The 23,062-nt window shown below is 37.9% G+C and carries 13 protein-coding genes; 2 read left to right on the top strand and 11 right to left on the bottom strand.

Going from position 1 to position 23,062, the window contains the following annotated elements; translation table 11 throughout:
• Positions 1–40: 40 nt before the first annotated feature.
• From BM084_RS04575 to BM084_RS04525, 10 genes are all read right to left on the bottom strand, one after another.
• Positions 41–1,903 carry a sulfatase family protein gene (locus BM084_RS04575; RefSeq protein ID WP_093303118.1) on the bottom strand — a complete coding sequence of 621 codons (1,863 nt, stop codon included), beginning with the start codon at positions 1,901–1,903 and terminating at the stop codon, positions 41–43.
• 65 nt (positions 1,904–1,968) lie between these two features.
• Complete coding sequence (locus BM084_RS04570; RefSeq protein ID WP_093303115.1) at positions 1,969–3,771, bottom strand: arylsulfatase; 1,803 nt, start codon at positions 3,769–3,771, stop codon at positions 1,969–1,971.
• A 596-nt stretch (positions 3,772–4,367) separates the two neighbouring features.
• Entirely contained in the window at positions 4,368–5,618 is a 1,251-nt protein-coding gene (locus tag BM084_RS04560; protein ID WP_218152229.1) for a family 16 glycosylhydrolase, read from the bottom strand.
• A gap of 39 nt (positions 5,619–5,657) precedes the next feature.
• Positions 5,658–6,887 (bottom strand): right-handed parallel beta-helix repeat-containing protein, encoded by a 1,230-nt coding sequence (locus BM084_RS04555; RefSeq protein WP_093303110.1) that lies wholly within the window; start codon positions 6,885–6,887, stop codon positions 5,658–5,660.
• Between the two features lie 65 nt (positions 6,888–6,952).
• Complete coding sequence (locus BM084_RS04550; protein WP_177195657.1) at positions 6,953–8,725, bottom strand: metallophosphoesterase family protein; 1,773 nt, start codon at positions 8,723–8,725, stop codon at positions 6,953–6,955.
• A gap of 405 nt (positions 8,726–9,130) precedes the next feature.
• Positions 9,131–10,429, bottom strand: a complete 1,299-nt coding sequence (locus tag BM084_RS04545; protein WP_093303107.1) for a sulfatase-like hydrolase/transferase — start codon at positions 10,427–10,429, stop codon at positions 9,131–9,133.
• 5 nt (positions 10,430–10,434) lie between these two features.
• Positions 10,435–12,132 (bottom strand): sulfatase-like hydrolase/transferase, encoded by a 1,698-nt coding sequence (locus tag BM084_RS04540; RefSeq protein ID WP_093303105.1) that lies wholly within the window; start codon positions 12,130–12,132, stop codon positions 10,435–10,437.
• A gap of 11 nt (positions 12,133–12,143) precedes the next feature.
• On the bottom strand, positions 12,144–13,550 hold the full coding sequence (locus BM084_RS04535; RefSeq protein WP_093303101.1) for a sulfatase-like hydrolase/transferase: 1,407 nt from the start codon (positions 13,548–13,550) through the stop codon (positions 12,144–12,146).
• A 16-nt stretch (positions 13,551–13,566) separates the two neighbouring features.
• The gene (gene galB, locus BM084_RS04530) at positions 13,567–16,047 is read right to left on the bottom strand and encodes a beta-galactosidase GalB (protein ID WP_093303098.1); all 2,481 of its coding nucleotides are present in this window, start codon (positions 16,045–16,047) and stop codon (positions 13,567–13,569) included.
• A gap of 363 nt (positions 16,048–16,410) precedes the next feature.
• Positions 16,411–17,517 carry a ThuA domain-containing protein gene (locus tag BM084_RS04525; protein ID WP_245764332.1) on the bottom strand — a complete coding sequence of 369 codons (1,107 nt, stop codon included), beginning with the start codon at positions 17,515–17,517 and terminating at the stop codon, positions 16,411–16,413.
• Between the two features lie 584 nt (positions 17,518–18,101).
• Between BM084_RS04525 and BM084_RS04520 the strand changes: the two genes are divergently transcribed.
• Both BM084_RS04520 and BM084_RS04515 read left to right on the top strand, forming a co-directional pair.
• Positions 18,102–18,968, top strand: coding sequence for a family 16 glycosylhydrolase (locus BM084_RS04520; protein WP_093303094.1), 867 nt, complete (start codon positions 18,102–18,104; stop codon positions 18,966–18,968).
• Between the two features lie 34 nt (positions 18,969–19,002).
• Entirely contained in the window at positions 19,003–21,888 is a 2,886-nt protein-coding gene (locus BM084_RS04515; RefSeq protein WP_093303091.1) for a glycoside hydrolase family 2 protein, read from the top strand.
• Positions 21,889–22,252: 364 nt separating this feature from the next.
• Here the strand turns inward: BM084_RS04515 and BM084_RS04510 are convergent, their stop codons facing one another.
• A complete protein-coding gene (locus tag BM084_RS04510) occupies positions 22,253–23,041 on the bottom strand; it encodes a 3-keto-disaccharide hydrolase (RefSeq protein ID WP_093303089.1) in 789 nt (262 codons plus the stop codon).
• Positions 23,042–23,062: the final 21 nt, after the last annotated feature.

Here is a 23,062-nt window from a genome sequence, read left to right as displayed (position 1 = left end):
CTACTTTTTTCCGCATTGCGGAACCGCTATACTTCCTAGTTCAATTGTTTAAATATTTAATACGGGCAGCTACCAGTTGCTCTTCCAGTACTTTGGGATCGATTTTTTGAGGATCAATAAAGAAGTTATAATTTAAATCCTGCGAATTTAACACCGTTATCATATTCAAAATAAGAAGGGCTTCCATAGGCCTGTCTGTAGCATAAAGTGCGTCCAGCATTACAGGAGCAGGGTTTTCTTTTTTTATAAGACCAAGGAATTGTGCTGCCCTTACTCTGTTTATTCTTTTAGGATCTTGTGCTGCCATAGATTTCACCAGAGGCGTTAATGTTTTGGCTTTTTTTCTGAAACTGCTGCACACTATTAAAGCCCAATATCGTTCCCATGGGTCTTTAGATTGGAGGTAAGATTCAAGTTTATGTTTGACTCCGCTGAAATTTTGTAACATTAATTGGGAAACTTTATGGTACCTAATGATATCCTGCTTATGCTGCTGACCAAAAGCAACCGGATTTTCAACAGCATGTTCAAGGAGATGGTATTCCGGGTAGAAAGATAGATCGGGCATGTTCATCATCCAATGATCCAGGTGTTTACGTAAATCTATCAGGGTATGTTTTAACTTGGAGTTTTTTGCCAGATTGTTGGTTTCGTAAGGATCTTTTTCCAGGTCAAAAAGCATTTCAGCAGCTTTAGGTTGAAAGAATTTAGCCTGTATTTTATTCAATTTTCCCTGCTCATATAGAGATTTCCATTGCTTATAAGCCAGCTGTTTGTACCGGTATTCATTCATTAGCGCATCAGGATTGAAAGGCTGAAAATTTCTAATGTATTTATATTTTCCTTTTCTTATTGATCTCACCATGTCATACTTCTCGTCAAACCGATCGGCATAAGCATAAGTGATAGTTTGCGTTTCAGGTATTTCATGCTTTAAATTATTACTTAAAAAAGGCCTTCCATCCATTTGCCTGGGAACATTGACACCGGCGAGATGAAGCACGGTGGGTGCCAGATCTACAAAACTTACAAAGCGTCCAGTTTTACTTCCAGAATCCCAGTTTACTAGGTTTTTGTACTTTTTCGGTATACGTACAACCAAAGGCACATGCAGGCCTGTTTCATATAAATAGCCCTTGCTACCGGGCAGGACTCCGCCATGGTCCCCGTAGTAAAAAATAAAAGTATTTTCCAGAAGTCCCTCTTTTTCCAATTCCTGGACCACCTGGCCTACTTCTTTATCCATCTTTATCATCTTGTCCCGATAGCGTGCATTGGTATATTTAAAAATTTTGGTTTCGGGATGCGTGGGTTGTACCTTAAAACTAGCCTCACTTGTTACGGTGGCAATGGTTTCTATATCTTCTTTTTGAAAATGGATGCCAGACTCATGCGTTGTTCCAATATTAAAGACATGGAAAAAAGGCTGGCCTTTCTCCCTGTTCTTCCACGTGGCATTTTTAGAAGAATCGTCCCAAACATCCTCTCCTTTTATAAGGTTGTAATCTTCTTTACTATTATTTGTAGTGTAATATCCAGCTTTTCTTAAATAAGCAGGGAACATATCTATTGAATCGGGCATGGGTACTATTTTGGATTTTCTATGGTATTGCGCCCCAATCCTCGGGGCATAAGATCCAGAAATAATAGTTGACCTGGCCACACTACAAACCGGGGCATTGGAAAATGCCCGCGTAAAAAGGATTCCTTCTTCTGCCAGATTGGCGATATTTGGTGTTTCTACCCCGTTATCGTCAAAAAGTTTTAAATAATGTTTGGAATTATCTTCTGAGACGATCCATACTATATTTGGAGGTTGCTTCCCTATTTCCTGAGATTTGGCTGAAAGCATTATCATAAAGAAGAAAAAAAGTAGGCTAGGTTTGATGTTTTTTTTATGCATGGGTTGGTCAATCTTTTAAGTTTTCACGAGCCTTTGTAGAATAAATCATTTATAAAACCTATCTGCTAAGGCCTGGCTGTTTTGTTGATATATACATAATAAGCATCCAATCTTTGCGCCTTATCATCTATAAAACTGGCATTTAGCTTTAGCATGCCTTTGGACAATTTTGTATTGAAATTGATCTCAATAGGATTGTCTTTGATCATTTTTTCCTTTTTAGGCTTTCCATTCATTAGTATAGATGCCTTTTTGAAATTTAGAATTTTGCCCGGTGGATAGCTTGGAGAAGTACCAGGAACCGGATCGCCTTCAGGTGCCGGGTCATTGATAGCTAAATTGGTTTCTTTTGGGTATCGCCTTAGAGAAATGGTGTAGTACCCCGCTTCTCTAACATCAATAGTCCAGAAACCATTTTTAGCCCCTTCGCCATTTCGTACATGATAAGGTGTCCAGGCGACGGCTCCATCCGATTCGTGGCAATCATCTGCAGTCATAAAGGCTTCTTTACCCGGCTCTACAGGAATAAGGTTATATTTATGGGCATTGACGGAGATATTTGCCCAATAATCTTCATAAGCATCTTTTAAATTTTTAACCACTTCAGGATGTTCCTGTACTATATTATTTTGCTGGCCCCAATCGGTTTCTAAATTATAAAGTTCTACTTTTTCCGCATTGGTGATTAACCTCCAATGCTCTTTCATGATTGAGGTATTCTTCCATTTTTGTAAGGAATCCTGTCGCTGGGTATTGGACACGATTACTCTTTCCTTAAGATTATGGGGTTTGTTATATAGATAGTTTTCTAAACTTACCCCATCAAGGTTTTTTGGGACTTTAATACCGCATAAATCTAAAAGGGTTGGCATTAGATCCACATATGAAGTCAATTCATCCAATCTTTTACCGCCGGTTAATTTTCCATCTTTCCAGTAGATAAAAAGAGGTAGTCTATGGCCCCCTTCATATTCAGATCCTTTTCTTCCTCTTAATCCACTATTATAAGCTTTTTCTTTAGGTCCTCTTAGGGTTGAACCGTTATCGGAGGTGTATACGAGAATAGTGTTATCTGCTATATTCAATTCTCGTAGCAGTTTTTGCAAACGTCCCAGATTATGATCGATGTTGGTAATCATTCCATAAAATGCGGCATTAAGGACTCCCTCTTTGTTCTGGTACATATCCAGATACTGCTGAGGTGCAAAATATGGTGAATGTGCAGCATTGGTGGGAATATAACAGAAAAAAGGTTGGCCTTGCTTTGATTTTTTTGTTATAAAAGCAAAAGCGTTATCGAACCAGACATCTGTACAAAATTTATTATTAGTAATCTTTTCCGGCTTTCCATTCCTAAAATAGGTGTCTCCAAAATAGTCGTTGTTCCAAAAGTCTGCAATCTGGCTTACACCTCCGCCACGGCATACAAATGCTTCGTCAAAACCTCGTTGATCGGGCCTATATCCTTCATAATCTCCCAGATGCCATTTCCCGAAGATCCCTGTGGCATATCCGCCATCATTGAAAGCCTGGCCTATCGTCATAAATCTCCTGTCCAATAGCTCTCGGCCTTTAACTGTATGCCAAACCCCTACTTTATTAGCATACTGACCAGTCATTAATCCAGCTCTAGTGGGTGAACAGGTGGTTTCAGTATGAAAGTTTGTTAGATATATGCCTTCTTTACCCAATTCATCTATGTGAGGGGTTTTAAGCAAAGGGTTCCCGTTAATAGCCATATCTCCATATCCCTGGTCATCGGCAAGTATAAAAATTACATTAGGTTTTGGTGAGGATTGGGCAGTAATTAACAAGCAGCCTCCAAATAGGAATACCAAACTTATTAGTTTAAACGTTAACTTTTTCATTCAGTCTATTATTTAAACCAAATATTTGTATTTTTATTAAGAAACAAGAAAACATATGTCTACTATAGCAGAAGATATGTGTTATTTTTCTTTGGTAACTTTTTAATGGAATTTGAACCTCGTAATTTTTTTATGGTAGAACAGTTAGATAAGTGATGATACTAGTCCTAACTTCTTTTTTAATATGGTGTTTCAAAGAATATATTCTAAAAAAATCTAGAATCTTTGTTCCCAACCCTGGAAATTTCCCAGTCACCCTTTAAGTTTTCCGTGTTTTATCATACTTATCTATAACAATGCATTTGATAAGCCCCGCTCCACCAGGCAAATATCCAGTAGCGCCATCGAAATCTTCACTATACGAACCTTCTACACTCCAATCGTGTGGCAAACGAACGTCTCTCCATTACGCCGCATCGTCCAGAGGCAGGTTGGTTGGAAGTTTGGTGTCTTCAACTAATGTAAATTTCCAATCGAAATTAAAATCTTGCTTTCGTGTTTGTGCATAAAACATATTACACCATCCAAACAATGCGAATAGTAACCCTATTTTTTTTCATTATATATTTTTCAGCTAGTATCAATATCAAATAAAATTAATGAATGGTAAAAAACATAGTACTCGTGTCTAATGCTTTTCTAGTTTGGTTATCATCGTTTACATCTTTAATCAATGCTTCTACAATATAGCTTGCCGATTTAGACAACTTTTGTTCAAGGTTAAAAATAACACCGATATTTCCATAACCCGGATAGACATCTATTATTTTTTCAATAACTTTCTTATCCCACTTTTCCTTGAGTCTATCTGTGGTTTCAGAAATTTTTATATGTATTTTTCTATGCTGATTGGCTTTGTAACGTAAAGGAATTTTCAATACATCGCTAGTTTCTAATTCAATTTCCAAATCTGAAAAAATGACACTTTCGTTATATAAATTTAGACCCGTTTCATAAGACTGATCTATCGATTTATCCTCTACATCAACCAAATCGTAACTTCTTACCCAATCATAATACACCGTGTTTTTGGTATCATCAGCTAATTCTTCGTCGGTAGGTAATTCTATCCAGGGATAGGGATACGTTTCAGACACCAATCGCATGTACATGGGTTTATTGAAAGGTTTTTCAAGTATGCCATCATAGAACTTCATATGTTTTGGTGCCCTATCATCATAATAAAGCGATGCGGTTTTTGCATCTCTCCACCAACCACCGTACACGTGAAAATCTTTTGAAGCCAATTCTGTATTAACAAACTTTACGGCTGGCGCTCTTATATCGTGTCTTTCCTTATCGCAGTCGGTGTACCAAAAATGCCCATTAGAATTCATGCCGTTAGAAAAAAAGTTGCCAGCAAAATCGCCACTTCTACCAATACATTCTTGGATGTCCCATTCTTGATGGTAGTTGTCACACCCTTTTGGTCCTTTACCACCACCTCCCGAAAACCAAAATGTGGTGGACATGGTGGTTGCAGCGGCTTTGACCCGACATTCAAAATAGCCAAAAAGGGCCGTTTTTTTAGAAACTACAGCGCCTCCTTTTATATTGAAGGTTTTCCCGTTTATAATGGTGTCTTTTTCCATTTTTCCGCCTTTAATTTGTAGGTAACCATCACTTACAGACACTTGCGAAGGCATGAAAAGACCTGGTTCTCTACCCTTCCATGTTGGATGATAATCATGCCATTTTTCTGAATCTAAAGTTTCACCATTAAATTCATCTGAAAAATCAGGGTTTATTACCCAGCGTTTTCCTATTGGCGGTTCGGGTGGCCCTGATTGGGCATAAGGATGAGGCGATATGCCAAATATAAACAGAACAATCACAAGTTTTTTCATCAACATATTTTATTTTGAAGTTAAATGTATAATGAGCTTTTATTTATTTTCTAGAATACGAAACCCGCCACCATCAATTTTCTCAATTTTTGGTTTAACGTAAGCGTTATCCTTTATTATAGAGGTTCCGTTTCCGCCTCTATCACTAATACCTTCTTTGCTTGAACTTTGGTACATAGCGTTTTGGGAAATCACACTTCCTTGAAGGTTTTTAGCGATGATGCCGTAAAAAGGGTATGGAAATTCAAATTTGTACTCTTTACGGTTATACCAACCCCAAATAGTATTTCCTGTAACAGATACACCATTTACATTCTCTAACCAAATCTGAGAGCAAGCATCATCCTTAGCATCAACACCATTGCTTCTCAATAAATTCCCCGAAATTGTGTGTGCTGTCCCATTAGTGATTTTTATACCGGGACCAAAATTATGGTCGATTGCACATCCTGTAATTTGCATGGAGTTCGATTTGTTTAAAAAAATGCCTCCTTTTTTATTCCATTCAATTCGATTAGCTGTAACCATTACGGATGCACCTCCAAAAAACTTTAAATCTTTTATTTCTTCCTTTGTTTTGTCTGGATGTGGTTCTCCTCGTGCAAAAAGTCCATAGCCGTTATTAGCAGTAAATTGATTGTCGATCATCCAGCCATCATATCCTCCCGTTATATCCACACCATGTTCTTGGTTAAACATAAGCAAGCAACGGCGCACTCCAAACACCCAAGAACGTTCTAAACGTATACCAGAACCACTAAAGCGTTGTATTCTGCAATCTTCAATAATGTTATGTTGTTCTGAGCCTGAATGGCGGGCGTAAACACCATGCATACGCTTGCCCAATTTTTTTCCATCTAATGTTAATCCAATAATACGTATTCCACGATTATTATCTAAATTTAGCAGTGCACGGGCATCACCAGATTGTGCGGTTAAGATTGTTTTGCCAATATAATCTTTATCAGCTTTATCCTTATTTTCATACCCCCAAGCTGAATAACCCAGCAAAGTAATATGGCTTGGTACTTTTATTGGGTGTATTAGGTAATTACCATGCGGAAAATATACTGTTCCATCTGACTGAGTCGCAGCTTCCATGGCCTTTAACAGAGCAGGGGTGTCATCGGTTTTTCCATCTCCTTTAGCACCAAAAGACTTAATGTTAAGAAATGGCGAATCATCTAGGTTTTGGCAATACATCGATATATTAACCAATACCATAAATAGCGCAACTAGCAAATGGGTCAAATCCTGTTTTATATTCATGGTTTTATTTCGTTTAGTTAAGATGTTTTAGTTCAAATACTTAATTTTGGGAGACAGATTAATGATTAAAGTTCCACTTTAATAATCGAAGAATTTTTCTTTGATGCTTCGATACCGAAATACCGCTTTTTATGTTTTCCTTCACCGACCTCTATGGAATAATCACCTTGGTGCATCACTTTTGGAGAGTATGTTGATCCTTTTAACCTTAAGGAAGAAATGACCTCTTTCGTGTAGTTATCTCTAACAGTTACTACTTGATTAGGTTTTGAAATTTTAAGTTTTGGTAACTGATAACCTTCATTCACAATAAAATTATCTGTTTGTGAAAATGTTACAGGCCATCCCTCATATTGTTTACTATTTGGATTGGTAATGTCTACGTTTCTCTTCCAGCATTCGTATGTGATTTCCCGTTTTGGTCTGTTAAACCTAATGATGCCGTATCCCGCTGCTCTACCGTCCAATAAATCCTCTCTTTGCGTATTGTCTTTGTGGGTAGGGTTTGCAACGGCGTGTACAGTAATTTTATTATGAAATGCATCCTTGTATTCGCCCGTATATTTTGGAGAATTTGGTTTTCTGTTTTTTCCTGGTTCATCGGGGTTCCACCAGCGCATCCAAAAATTAGCTGCAGCGGGAACCGCAAAAGAGTAGCCGGCATTGTTCCAATCTTCAATACCATGGTGTACAACCGATCCTAAATGCTGATCACCGGCAATCATACATGAAAAGCTTTTTCTGATGACTTTTAACGCTTTATTTCGTCCTGCTTGTGGCCAACCGTTGGCATCAACACTGTAGTTTGTCTTTTTGTCGATAGTTGGTGTATGGGTGGCCAAATTGGTAAATATGGTTGCAGAAAGTACTGCTTTCATTTCAGCGTTATTCCAATCTGTGGTCCAGTCTTCAAGAAAGTCTAACTGTCTTTCACCTAAGAGCGTTGCCTCCTCTACATCCATATTTCGGGTATCGTTATAGCTCTTTTGGTCTAAAACTCGTTTTGGTCCAGATTTAAACTTTCTATCTTCAATAATTGCAAAACTGATGCCTCCCCAAGTTAGATCCGTGTAATACACGCCAATATCTTGATCTATTGGAGTTGGGTCGTAAGGATCTGGTAAATGACTGGTTTGTGCTCTCTCTACTTCTTTTATGTAAGACACTGGCATGTAATAGCCACCGTAATTTCCATCTCTACTTTCTGATTTTCTACCTCCATCTCCCCATATATTACCTTGACCTACGTCATGATCGTCTGGGATTGTTACGGTTGGTGTGTTTTTGATTATGTCGCCAAAAGTTTCGCCAAAAAGTATCCAGTTCCCATAATGATCACTGTGATCATACACTTGATCACCAGCAAAGAATAAAATATCTGGATTTAGCTTTTTCAAATTATCAGTGATATCTTTTGCACTGGCACCTCCATGTTCTTGGTAGGTAGACCAGCATGAAAAGGCAGCCATGATAATTTCATTTTTATCTTTAGGGTTTTTGCGTATGATGCCTTCATAGTATTGGTCTTTTTTGTAAACAATTCTGTATTGTTTTTCAACCGAATCGTCCCAATCTTCCAATCTAAAATGCGCCGTGTAACCTGGATAAACAATGTCGGATTCTTGGACAGTTTCCCATTTATTATTTTCCTTTATTTGAAGTGTGGCTTCAAAAGGATCATAATTTTTTACTGGATAAAATTGAGCTGTTAGTTTTAAGATGTTTTCATGCACGGTATATAGTGCAAAACAAACGCCATTTTTTACCTTGCCCTTTTGTTGTGCAAATCCACTTTGGACTAAAAGAATAATTAGAATTAGTTTAATTATTTTTTTCATTTGAGATTATTTATATAAAACTACCTTTCTACTGTGTGAAATATTAGCGTTAGAAAGTAAATACCATTGGACCTGTTCCCCACTTTTCCCAATCTACCCCTACACGATTGTTTCCTAAAACAATATTTAAAAGCTTGTCTTTCATTTTATTTGCGATTTCATTATACTGCTTTCTAAATAGCATTGAATTTTCATATGCCGCTAAGTAATTGTTATTGTTGCACTTCTTCGTTTGTTTTCTCTATTGGGTATTGAGCCTGTCCCTTGAAAAAAACGACCGTTATTAATGAATAAATATTTTCTTATTACTCTTGGTGGTCAATCGTTCTACGGTTTTAGGTAAAAGGACAGGTGAAACTTAACTTAAATTCATTGTTTCAGTAGGAAAATTTATCAAGCATCAAGTCATTTAAAATAATTCGAAAATGCTTTTTCAATATTTACCGTGTCGCCTACCTTTTTTTGCCAGGTGACAAGTTCAGTCATTAGCTTTTTTACAATCCGTTTAGAATTTGTATTGCTTTGTAAGTTGTTTGTTTCCCATGGATCAGTATTTAAATCATACAGCTCAATATCTCCTGATTTAGGATAAAGTATCAACTTCTGATTTTTATTTATAATTCCTCTTTGATCGTCAAACATCGCCAGGTAAATAGATTCTCGGGGAGTCGAAGTATTTTTTACAAGCGGGACCAGACTTTTAAAATCAGTTTTTTCAGGCTTAGTGATATTTAATAAATCGAAAAGAGTAGGGGAGATATCCTGTAGATAAACCCTGCTTTTAATTTCAATATTCTTGGCGAAATTTGGAGCTTTTATTATTAGCGGAGCCGTAACACTTGGTTCATATAAACAAACCTTTCCCGCCACACCATTTTCTCCAAAATTAATACCATGATCTGAGGTAAAAACAATGATGGTTTCTTCATATATTCCTTTAGCCTTTAAAGCATTTAAAATATCGCCTATTCGCTTATCCATATGGGTAATCATGGCATTATTTTGTTGGACCCGTGACCTCATAGCTCCTTTTTTTAAAGGCGCAGAGGTATAATTATATTCTATGTTAGGATTTAGAGGTCCTTCTTTCACATTTGGGGGTAATGTAATTTCTTCGGTAGGATAAAGATCGTAATAATGCGATTTTGTTTCTCTGGGTACGTGGGGCGCATTAAAAGCGACATACAGAAAAAAAGGATCTTCTTTTTTGTATTCTTTAATATAATTAACGGCTTCGTTCCCAGTAATATCGGTAACATGCCCTTTGGGGGTCCAGTAGGTTTCAAGTTGTCCCGGCTGGATGCTACCTAGCTTATCAAAAATTTCCTCTGGTTTTTTACCCCATGCGTGCCATTTCCCAGTCATATAGGTATTATATCCATGTTGTTTTAGCTTTTCGGGGAAAGATTCCGGCGCGTTTTGACGATTGATTTTTTTAGAATCCCATAAATATTTTCCATAAAATAGCATTGTGCGGCTTGGCACACATACAGCTGGTGACCAGCAGCCCATGTTGTAGGCGGAAGTAAATGAAACACCTTCTTTCACCAGTTTATCGATATTGGGTGTTTTCATTTGAGGATTGTCAAATGCCCCAACTGTCTGATTGCTTTGGTCATCAGACTCTATAAAAACAATATTGGTCTGGGATTGGCCGCTGAGAAACAGCAGTAAGAAGCTAAAAGTTGATATTATAGTTTTCATAAATTTTACCTTTCTGGTTCACTTTTATTATTGCTTTCGGCTTCGCTGTCAGCCGTATACCTATAGACTTTTGGTGGACCTTCCCCGCGGGCCTTATGGATTTCTTTCTCCCAAACCGATTGCAATTTTCTTAACATGGGCTCGTATTGTTTCTCATGGATAAGATTATTAAGTTCTTGGGGATCGTTTTTTAAATTGTACAATTCTTCATAAACAGGTTCTTCACCAAGGAGCGGGGATTCTATATAGTCCCTGTATATCGCTATATCGGGATCGTGTACCGCATAGAGCATTTTATTAAGGTTGATTTCCAGTTCTTTTGCAGTTTCTATTTTTTTTGAAGCGGGGAATGTTTCGTTTTTGTAGTACCGAATGTATTTCCATTCTTCATTCTGAACTGCTTCGCACCTTGGATTTCCGAACTGGGTAGACCACAGGTTTTCGGTAAATACATATTCGCGAGGACTGGTTTGGCCTCCATTTACCAAACTGGATAAATCTTTTCCCTGAAATGTAACCGGATTTTGCACCCCACCATAGTTTAAGATTGTAGGGGCTATGTCTATGGTTTGAACAAGGGCATTGCTTTTAAGCCCTTTATATTTCTTCGCTACGGAAGGATCGTAAATTATGAGGGGAACATGGGTGGTTTTTTCATAGCATAATGATTTCCCACCAATTCCCTGTTCTCCCATAAACAGGCCATGGTCTGAAGTAAAGATGATAATTGTTTTCCTACCGATTTTCAGGTCTTTCAGCTTATCCCGTAATTTTCCAACCAGCCTGTCTATACCCGTCATAGCTTCCAGTTGCCGGATATAAGTCTCTTTTAGGGTGGTTGGAGTATCAACATAACTATAGCCGTCCTGTCTGTCTCCTACCCTAAAAAGAGTGGCGGGTAACTTTGGGGTGCCGATATCTTTTTTTGCTATATAATTATCTGGTAAAGGAATATTTTGATCGCGATACAGTGTTCTGTAAATTTCATCGTCTGTTGGTCTCATCTCCATGGAACGAGTGCCTGCGCCGTGAGGTAAATTAAAATTAACGGACAATAAAAAAGGTTTATCTATAGGTCTTTCTTTGAGGAAATGAATGGCTCCTTTTAATTTTCGGGCATTTGGGTCTATGAACTCATTCATACCTTCCTGGATAATTTCAACCTGGGTGTCTGCCATGGCATCATTAAAAATCTTATGTTTATCCTTGGGATAAAAAGTTAAGTGGCCGTGACCTGCATACCAATAATCGAAACTTTTTTCCATCAGCCCGCTGGAATAGCCACCTTTTCCAACAGGAGTATGATTTTTGCCAATCCAACCCGTATAATAGCCCGAGTTTCTCATAACTACTGGATAAGACTTTTCCCAAGCCTCGTTAGATACACTAGTTCCCGAATTGAAGTTTACCCCATGTTTACGTTCATACTGGCTTAATAAAATGGAGATCCGGCTTGGAGTACAAATAGCGCTTGTAACGTGGGCGTTTGTAAAGAGGGTTCCTTGATTGGCAAGCTTATCAAGATTTGGGGTACTAACGATTTCATTTCCTGTAATTCCTAACATTCCATAAGACTGATCATCGGTAAGAATGAAAATTATATTTGGTTTCTCTTGAGAAAAGCCTGTCGTGGTAGAAGAACCGTACAGTATGAGGCAAAAAATAAAAAATGATTTATAGCCGATATGGAAAATATTGTTCATTCTAAATAAAATTAATTTTGACCCTGCATTGCCCTTTTTCGAATTGCTTTAAAACGCTCTTCCTCTTTGATAACATTCTCTGGGTGTGCATCAGTCCAACCGGGTTTGATGTTTTTAGAATCCCACTTCTTATATTCCCTGACCAAGTCCTGAACGAGATCAGGATGATTTTTGGCAATATTCTTTTTTTCATAAGGATCTTCTTTCAGGTTGAAAAGCAAGGTGTCATCTTTATAGGAACTTTTATATAATTTGTGATCCCCCCTGCGAATTGCATATTCAAACCCTCCTGAAGAACGCCAGAAAAGTTTTTGGTGAGGTGCTGAAGAATCTTTTTTCAGAATGTAGGGTAGGAGACTGGTTCCGTGCAATTTTGGCTCAGTAGAAATCGATGTGTTTGAAGCTTCCAGAAAAGTAGGAAATATGTCTAATGAGCTTATCGGTTTATCGTAGGTCTCATCAGCAGGAAGTTTCGCAGGCCAGGTGATAAAAAAAGGAACTTTAATCCCTCCTTCAAAGAGCATTCCCTTGTGCCCCCTGTAAGGACTGTTGTTTGCATGTTTTATCCTACCGCCATTATCACTCAAAAAAACGAGAACAGTATTTTCCTTTAGATTATTGGCAACAAGGGTGGAGTCGATCTTCCCAATCCCCTCGTCCACGGCGTTTACCATGGCAGCATATACGCTTCTCCCTCCATATTCTATATGTTTGGTACGTTCCAGATATTTTTCTGTAACTTGATCTGGTGCGTGGGGCGCGTTGTAAGCCAGATATATAAAAAACGGCTGTTCCTGGTTGTTATTTATAAAATGGATTGCCTCATCTGTAAAATCATCGGTTAAATATCTCAATTCAGACTCTGGTACTTTTTCCCCATTACGATATACGGTCCTAATCTCACCGCTGGAATTGCCCCAGTAGTTCATCCCACCTCCCGGAAAACCAAACCAGTGATCAAAGCCCTGATTTGTTGGATATAAGTTGGGGTGGTCGCCCAAATGCCATTTTCCAATAGCCGAAGTAGTATAGCCATTTTCTTTTAATGCTTCAGAAATAATTGTTTCGCTCAAGGGAACCCCCACGGTAGCGTCGTCTAAGGCATCATCAGAAATATTGTTGTCATGTCCAAATCTAGCCTGATACCTTCCGGTAAGAAGACCTGCCCGGGAAGGGCTACAATATGGATGTGAAACATATCCGTTAGTAAAGTTAATACCTTGTGAAGCAAGCCTGTCCAGGTTTGGTGTGGGGATATCTGTAGCACCGTTAAAGCCCACATCTGCATATCCCTGATCATCAGTGAGTATAATAATTAAATTAGGTTTTATTTCGTCCTCTTTCTGGGCGAAACTGATACTCTCACCTAAGATGAATAACGAGAGAAGAAGTGCCAGTTTTAAATTGCTAATAAGCATATTATTATTTTATTTACTACTCTGTTCTTACAGTTATGGTTTCTGGATCCAGACCGGGAGAAGAAGCTGTTACTTTAATGCGTCCACTTTTTTCTGTAGATTTAACAATAAGAAGACATAAACCGTTAAATGCTTTTCTTTCTGGTATTTGGAATGAAGCCATAGAGGTTTGGTCTCCGTTACCAACAGCTGCTAGTACGCCATCTCCTTCAATCTGGAATTTTACTAAATTATCTGCAATTGGATGTAAATTTCCATGTTCATCTTCAATCCTAACCGTTATAAAGGATAAATCCTTGCCATCAGCAGCTATATTATTTCTATCCGCAATCATGTGTATCCCGGTTGGTTTTGAGGCCGTTTTAATTTCTTTTTCTGCCACTTTATTGCCATCCTTGTAGGCAATTACCTTTAAAGCGCCTGACTGGTATGGTACATCCCATGAAAGTCTATGCCTAGAAGGATACATTCCTTTTTCAAATCCTTTAAATTCCGCAGGGATTTCTGTCTTGTTAATCCCTTTTATTTTGCGTCCATAGGATTTGCCATTTATAAATAATTCTACTTCATCTGCGTTGGTATATGCAAATACCGGAATGTTTTGACCTTCCTTACCTTTCCAGTTCCAGTGAGGCAATACGTGAACCATAGGTTCATTGGTCCATTGACTTTGATAAAGGTAAAACCGGTCTTTTGGAAATCCAGCCAGATCTACCGGAGCAAAATAGGAAGATCGGGATGGCCAATCGTCATTCCAATATCCGTTTGTTGAGTTGTCACGGCCTCCAAAAGGTGTAGGTTCTCCAAGATAATCAAAGCCAGTCCACATAAATTCTCCGAGTAAAAAAGGATTTTCATTCTGTACATCAAATTCTACCTCGGGAGGATAAGCCCATGGAGGCCCAACCACCACATCATAACTTGAAACGTGTTTCGAACCTTCTTTTAAATCTGCTTGTATTGGTAAATGGTAAACACCCCTGCTACTGGTCTGGGAAGATGTCTCAGAACCATAAATAATCATATCCGGGTACATTTGCTTAACCTCTGCATAATTGTAGGGTTTATAATTCATACCTACTACGTCAACCTGATGAGCTAATTTATTTTTAAAAGCTGCAGGATAGTAATTGAAACCTGCAGTGGTAGGTCTTGTATTATCTTCATCGTGACATATGTCATTCAGCATTTTTGCTATTTTCCAACCATCTTTCTTTGACTGTTCAAGAATTTCATTTCCTATACTCCACATAATCACGGAAGGATGATTACGGTCCCGTTTTATCATATCACGAAGATCTTTCTCATGCCATTCATCAAAATATTTATTATATCCATTGATGACTTTTGCTTCTTTCCATTCATCAAATGCCTCATCTATTACTACAATCCCCAATTTATCGCATACTTCAAGCATTTCAGGAGAAGGAGGGTTATGGCTTGTCCTTAGAGCATTCACTCCCATATCCTTCATAATTTGCATCTGTCGTTCTGTTGCCCGATAATTCACGGCGGCACCCAGAGGACCTAGATCGTGATGCATACATACACCGTTAAGGGGTATCCTTTTACCATTGAGTTTAAAACCGTCGTTAGAATTAAAGGAAATAGTACGAATTCCAAATGAGCTGGTATATTCATCAATAATGTCCCCATCTTTTTTAACCTGACTAACTGCTTTGTATAGGTTTGGGGAATCAAGGTCCCACAAGCGAGGTTTAATAATTTCAATTTCCTGCGTATCGGTTTTTTCCGTACCGGATTTCAGGCTAAGTTCGCTGGTTGAAGAGGCAACCGTGGAACCATTATTATCCAGAATGTTTGTTTGAAGGGTTACTTTGCCTGCACTATCTCCAGAATTTTTTATAGTAGTTTGAATGTTAAGTATTGCCCTCTCCCTGGAAACTTCCGGGGTAGTAATAAAGGTTCCCCATTGAGGGATGTGTAGAGGATTATTTATTTTTAAACGTACATTTCGATAAATCCCCGCACCCGAATACCAACGTGATGCTAGATCCTCGGGCGACAATTGTACGGCAATTACATTTTCCTCCCCAAATTTAATATGAGGAGTTAAATCAAATTCAAAGCCTATGTAACCGAATGGTCGTTCTCCAATATAAACCCCATTTAGCCATACCTTAGCATTGTTCATGGCGCCATCAAATTCAATGGCGATTTTTTTACCTGCATATTTGGGAGCTATAGTGAAGTTTTTCCGGTACCAACCAATACCATGTACAGGCAAACCTCCCGTCCTGGCATTGTATTTTTCATCAAATGGACCTTCAATTGCCCAATCGTGGGGGAGATCAAGTTTTCTCCAGTTGGAATCATCAAAATCTTTTTTTTCCGCACTGGGCTGGCTACCCTTACTAAATAGCCAATCCTTATTAAAATTTATATCATTGACAGAGCTATTTTTTTGTGCTGAACAAATTAGGGTGAAATTCAGGACTAGAAAACAGAGGGATTTACTGAATAGAAAATACTTCATTTATGAATTTGAATTTTAAAGGTAGTTGTGAATATAAATTAAAAAAGGATGGCTAATAAATACAAAGATCAAGTGTGGCAGTATTAAAAACATATGTTGTAGATAAACTGAAGTAGGGCAAATTCAGAGTTTTTGAATAGCATTGTAAGTATAAATTTACTTTTAAACGTATCGTGAATATAAATACAGTCCTATCCAGGAAAGATGAGGATAGAGAATTCCGCGAAAAATCTTCGAAGCATATCAGAAAAAACTTCACCATTTCAAAACACTTCCGTAAGAATTAATATCTTACTAACGTATGTATTGATTGTATTTGCCTAAAGAATCTCTGAACATGGCTATGCGATAAGGATAGCTTTTTTAGTATTCATAGTGGAATGTTCTGCTTTTCGATTTACTGGCTTTGGGGAAGTCTTTGGGAATTGCTTGGGTAACCTTTCCAGTAGCTGCCCATTCCACGCCCCGGGTAAACGAAACGATAAAACCAACCCCCTCAAATGAAGGAATGTCGTGCCCAAGTATGGTATTGAAAATCCGGCCTTTTCTATAATTTATAACCATAAAAACAGGTTCATGACGATTTGTAGGTGCTTTTCCTGAAACATCTTTTCCGGTGGCTAAAATGACCATATTTTCTGCTGGACCACGTAATTTGGCATAGCATTCATTTTTTGCTGTTAACCATACTTTTGGCATTCCATGCGTAATGGGATGATCAGAATCGCGTATAGTAATAGGAAAACTATGTTGGGGACCGTGGGCTCCCGCTTTTCCTTTAGAAATGTCTCTAACCTGTTGTCCGTTATCGGTATAATAAACATAAGGGCCATCTTTTTCGTCCCTATCTCCCCAGCCTCCAAGTCCTATCATTTTATTGTATTCTTCCCAATTGGGGAAGGAGTTGTTCGCAGCATGAACGGCAACAAACCCACCTCCCTTTTTTATGAATTTCTCAAATGCTGCCTGAGTTTCATTAGGCCAAGCTGCGGCCTTCCATCCAAAATTTGAAACCACCACATCATATTTATGGAATTTTGGAGCAAATTCCGGATCTTCTTCTGGATTTTCCATATTTTCTTTTTCACCCACACCGGCTAAAGAAAGAAATTCTTTTTCTCGATCCGCTTTCCAAAGATATTGCGTGCGCAGGATGTCTACAATAAACAAACCGGTTTCCTCCAAATATTGTTTCATCATGATTGTAGATTTTGGCCATGCGGCATGATTATTTTGCCCGTCTACTATAAGCACTTTTATTTTTCGTTTAATTGGTTTTGACGTTTGAGTCTCGGTCAATCTTCGAAATTCGCTATTAAAATTATATATCTCAAAAGCTTTGGGGAAACCCAAATCTGGTAGTGTGGTAGGCTTGGCCACCTCCGCATATATTTCATTTGTATTAAAGCTAAGGTTTATGATGAAAACCATAAGAATGGAAAGAGGCAATGGTGGAATAATATTTTTCATAATCTTTTAATATTATTGGTCTTTAAAGGGTGTTATATGTCGCCGTTAATTGGAAATATCTCTTAAATTTTCATTTTTATAAGGTTTAACAAAACTCCTTTAAAAAATACATCTTTCTTAATACATATGGTTCCATATGGGATCCATATAGTTTTTAAATGTTTTTTAGCACGTTTTAATCTTTATATAGTTTTGCTAAACAATCATTAACTGAACTAAAATTAACAATAGTAAGCCAAAAATGAATCCTTTGTATCCCCGGCAATATAGATGAATATCTATACCTTAAAATTTCAGCAAAATATGTCTCGGGTTTAGTTTAGAAATGCGGAACTACTGATAGTTTACCGCATTAATAGCAATAAACCTTTAGAGTTATTTTCAGGAACCATTTAAGATAGTTATAAAAACATTTGTACCATAAAGTACAAAAAGATTAAAGTTAGTTTACAAAATGCTTTTGGTCATTTAAGAAAGTCTTGGTTGAGGAGAATTCAATCTCTCCTTTTTCTCGATATACAAATAGCAAAGTAGAAAATATTTTCAGGACCTCATGCTTTATTAGGATTATAAATAATTTTCATATGGTTAAAAATATTGGTTTTTGTCTGGTATTAATTTTTAGTTCACTAAATATTTCGGCACAAGATTTAACTATGCCGCCTAAGAATTATGAAGACAGTATAAATCTGGCAAGAGTTGTACACAGACTGAATGATAAATTTCCCTTATCAGATCAGGCAAATGAAAAAAATTGGAATTTAATTGAAAAATATTCAGATGAATTTGAAGATGACAAATTAGACGAGGGGCGTTGGTATCCCAATAACCCTAAATGGAAGGGCCGTGCCCCCACTTATTTTCACGGTTCCAATGTAAACCTGGAAGAGGGTGAACTGGTTATTAGTGTGAATAAGCATGGAGATACCATATTACCAGAAGGATATACTCACAGTACAGGTTTTATAAAAAGCAAGTCTAAATTTCTATATGGTTATTTTGAAGCGGAAGCAAAATTGATGGATGCACCCTGGGTATCCGGTTTCTGGATGACCAATGTCGATAAGGACTGGTGGACAGAAATCGATATTTGTGAAAATGCCCCAGGTGTGAAATATAATCGGCATGACTTGAATTCAAATCTCCATGTATTTAGATCACCACCAGAACAGGGTGATGTAAAAGAGCACTTTTCCAGAACAAAAAAATATTATTTTCCAGAAGAATTACAAAAAGATTACCACGTATGGGGGCTGGAATGGACCCCAGAACATATCCGGTTTTATATAGACGGAATTTTATTCAGGGAAGCCGAAAACACACATTGGCACCAACCTCTTGAGGTTAATTTTAATTGTGAATCTAATAAATGGTTTGGCGCCCTGCCTGATGATAAACGGCTTGATGGGGAGTACCATGTAAAATATTTCAGGATTTGGAAAATGGAATAATTAGAAAAAATATTATAGTTTAAAAATTAAGATAATGAAGCTAACACCATTACTCTTTATATCAATCCTAAGCGTTTCAGGATTGTGGTCTCAAACTTCTAAGTTACCTGATGGTTTTCCAGAGACCAATAGAAGTAAAATCAATATAAACAACGACTGGAAATTCCATTTGGGCGACGTTTCTGGAAGACCATGGGATTCCAATTTCAATGATTCTGAATGGAAAAAAATTTCGGTGCCACATACTATGCAACTAGTTTCGTATGAACTGGATAGTATAAAAGAAACCTGGGTGCAAGAAAAGTATTTAAGGGATTTTGGCTGGTATCGGAAAAGTATAAACATAGATGCCGAACCTGATGAAAAGGTTTTTATCGAATTTGAGGGCGTGCATAATGCCACAGAAATTTGGGTAAACGGGGAAAAAGCAGGCAGTTTTAAAATAAACGGCTACGTGCCTTTTCATTTTGATATTACCGAATATGTAAAACCAGGCCAGGAAAACCTGATTGCCATCAAAGCTGATAACAGTTATGATAAAAGCATAGCCCCAGATCCCCATCGCACAGATTATGTGAAATTCGGTGGGCTTTACCGGGATGTTTATCTGGTAAAAACCAACAAGCTTCACGTAAATTTTAATTGGGAAGATTATAAAGCTGGGGTGCATATTACCACTCCTACTGTAAATAGCACTAATGGCACGGTTTCAATCGAAACCACCGTGGCCAATGAATATGATGTTCCTAAAAAAGCAAAAATCCAAACAAGGATCATTAATAGCAAGGGTTATGTTATTAAAAAGCTTCAAGATGAGGTGATAGTGCCGGAAAATACCACACACACTTTTTATCAAACAACCGGGATCGAAGATGATTTCCATCTATGGTCACCGGATTCCCCTTATTTATATCGGGTTAATTCAATCGTTTATGAAGGTGAAGAATCGGTGGATTTTGTAGAGAATCGCTTCGGGTTCCGAACGTTTAAATTAGTTGAAGGGAAAGGTTTTGTTTTGAACGGTGAACCCATTTTTCTAATCGGCGTAAACCGGCACCAGAATTTTCCCAATATCGGCGATGCGGTACCAGATGCTTTGCACTACCAGGAAGCTTTACAGTATAAACAGGCCGGGATGAACATTATCCGCCTATCTCATTATACGCAGGACGATGCTTTTTTGGAGGCGTGTGACGAGCTTGGTCTTTTGGTGTATGAAGAACCTTCTACCTGGATAGAGTGGGGTGGAGAAGAATGGTTTTCCAAACTTGGAAAAGCCACACGCACAATGATCAGAAACCATCGCAACCATCCTTCCATAGTATTCTGGGGAGCAGGCATTAACCATCGTGGCCCGGTACCACAGATGCAATATATTGCTAAAGAAGAAGATCCTTTCCGGTTAACGGCTTCAGCGTCAAGTCCCTGGAATGGGGTAAAGAATGCCGGAATTACCGATGTGCATGCGACGATGGACTACCGCCGTACCGAGTGGCCCGAAAGTGATTTTACTATGGTTATGGAGCATGGTAGTTCAGCCAATGCAGAGGTAAATCAGTTCCATATCTCAAGATATAAAGCGAGTAAACAAAATATTGCCACCATTGGTTGGCTGGGAGCCGATTATAACCATTTACAACCAGATATAGTTGATAGCCGGTGGTCGCGTGACTTTATGACTACCTATGCTGTGTTAAGTGCATATAGGGTTCCTAAACCTGTGTATTATTGGTATCAATCGGAACTTGTGCCAAAACCTATAGTGCATATAGCCGATGAGACGGCTTCAAAAAATGGCAAAATTCGGGTTTTTAGTAATGCAAGTGAAGTGGCCCTTTATCACAATGATTCCTTGATTGCACGTCAACTTCCGGATAATGTCCCTGAAAAAGTAAATTTAAACCATCCCTCTTTTACGTTCAATTATAACTGGAGGGATGGGGAACTAAAAGCAGAAGCATTTATCAATGGTGAAAAGACCGGGGAACATATTAGGAATAAACAGGCAGAACCATTTGAGATTGATGTGAAGTTCAGTAATGTAAAAGGGCAAGCTTTTTATGCTGGTGGGTCTGATTTGCGGTTGGTACATGCTTATGTAATGGATAAAAATGGTGAAGTGGTAACTTCAGCTGAAAATAAGATTAAATTTAATATTTCTGGTGAAGGCGAGTTTGTTGATAATGGCCAAATTGATGCCAATCCGGCTAGATTATATAATGGTGTGGCTTCTATTTATGTTCGACCTACAACTAAAGCAGGAAAAATTGAAATAACTGCTTCTTCCGAAGGCTTAAAAGGGGGTGAAACTTCTATTACCACCAAAAATTTTAATCCCGATGAAATAATCCGTACCGCTCAGCCTATCTACGATTTTCCTATTGTAAAAATAGATATAGGAGGCGATAAGCAATTGGTGCAGCATGAATGGCAGGAATGGACCGGTAGTTCCAATAAAGAACTTCAGTTCAAATTAAAAGGATTTGAAGATGTAAAATTAGAAGTTAGTGGAGCAGGAAAGATCAACTGGTTTGGGAATGACGCGTCCATGCTTGGGGATTTAAGTTTCATGGGTACAGATGGCGTTTATTCTGAGGAAGGAGAGTTGAAATTGAATATTTCCGGCTTGCCACAAGGAAAATATGTATTAGAGAGTTTTCACCATACCAGGAGGGAAAACGTAAAATTGACCAATAACATTGAAGTAGAAGTAAAGCATGCTTTGGGGAGTGTTGTGAAAAAAGCTGATGACCATATCGTAGATTATTATGAGCATAATAGTACTGGGGAACGTCGTCCGCTTTCGATCAAAAATTATTTTGACAGCAATGGTAAGGCTGACGTAATCATATCTTTCAGAAATTTAGATGAAAAAGGGGATATGTGGCTGAATGGGTTTATTCTACAAAGGATAAAATAAGAGGGTTAAAATCGAAATCTCGGACTCGGAAATTTTAGTTTCAGAAAGTGAGTTCAAAATCTATTTGATTCATTGAACAGGACATGAACCTGCGCCTTTCTAAAGATTTTAGAAAGGCGCAGTTGAGTATAGTCGATTTAAGCGAAAATATCATTTCCCAGAAAAAGATTGATGCTTCGGGGATGCTTGATATTAATAGGAGGAAAGACGTTTTATAGGACGGGCTTTATAAAAGTTCAAACTTTAACAAGAAGCTTAATAGTAAAAAGATAGTATTATTTGAGTAGCCAATAGTTTAAAAATGACCTTGTGTCGATAGAACAGGGTCTTTTTATTTTTATAAAGGCTTGATAGGCCTATTATATCATTCCAGTTTTTTAATCCTGATATCCTTAAATTCTACACCCTGGCCTTCGGCTTGCAAGCCTATATAACCTTTTTTAAGGGTTTTTCCATCTGTTTTATAGGCGGAATCAAATCCGTTTGCCACACCACCTCCAATTTGGGGTTTGGTGTAATTTAAAACTTCCTGTCCATTAATTTTATGGACGATCAGAGAGTCCTTATAAACAATAAGTTCGGCATCTACCCATTCGTTCCATTTATAGGTTTTAGAAGAGGATTGAATGCAGTGCCGTGGATCCATTTTACCATTATATAAAACTTCGGTGCCTGGGGAGCACATATTCCCGGTGGGCCTTGGTATGCCTTCTTCAGCTTCGGAAAGCATTTGATATTCTATGGAAATTGGCCAATCCTGTTCCTTTAAGATAGTTTCAGGAGCCTGGGAATGAAACATGACTCCACTGTTTCTATAGGTGTATTCCGGTGCATCGCTGAGCCACTGATCGGTAAAGCGATATTTAAACTTTAAGTGATAAGAGGAAAATGGTTCTTTATAAAACAAATGTCCGTAACGTTCATTAAAGTCGGTATAGCCATCATAATTAACCTGTATGGCACCATTTTTTACCCTGAAGGTATTGGCATAATTATCCCCCACTTCATGATGATGGATCTTTACAATCCAATCATTAAGATTTGTACCGTTAAAAATCGGTTGCCAATCTTTATTACCGGAGTTGGTTTTAGACCCACAGGAAACGCAGAATAAAAAAATCACTAGAACTGATATTACTTCTATTCGCTTCATACGTTTAATTTTTTTCTTATC

It is taken from the genome of Salegentibacter agarivorans (assembly GCF_900113135.1).
GTDB lineage: Bacteria > Bacteroidota > Bacteroidia > Flavobacteriales > Flavobacteriaceae > Salegentibacter > Salegentibacter agarivorans.
Note: the sequence above shows the minus strand (reverse complement) of the source record. Positions and strands in the feature narration are given on the sequence as shown.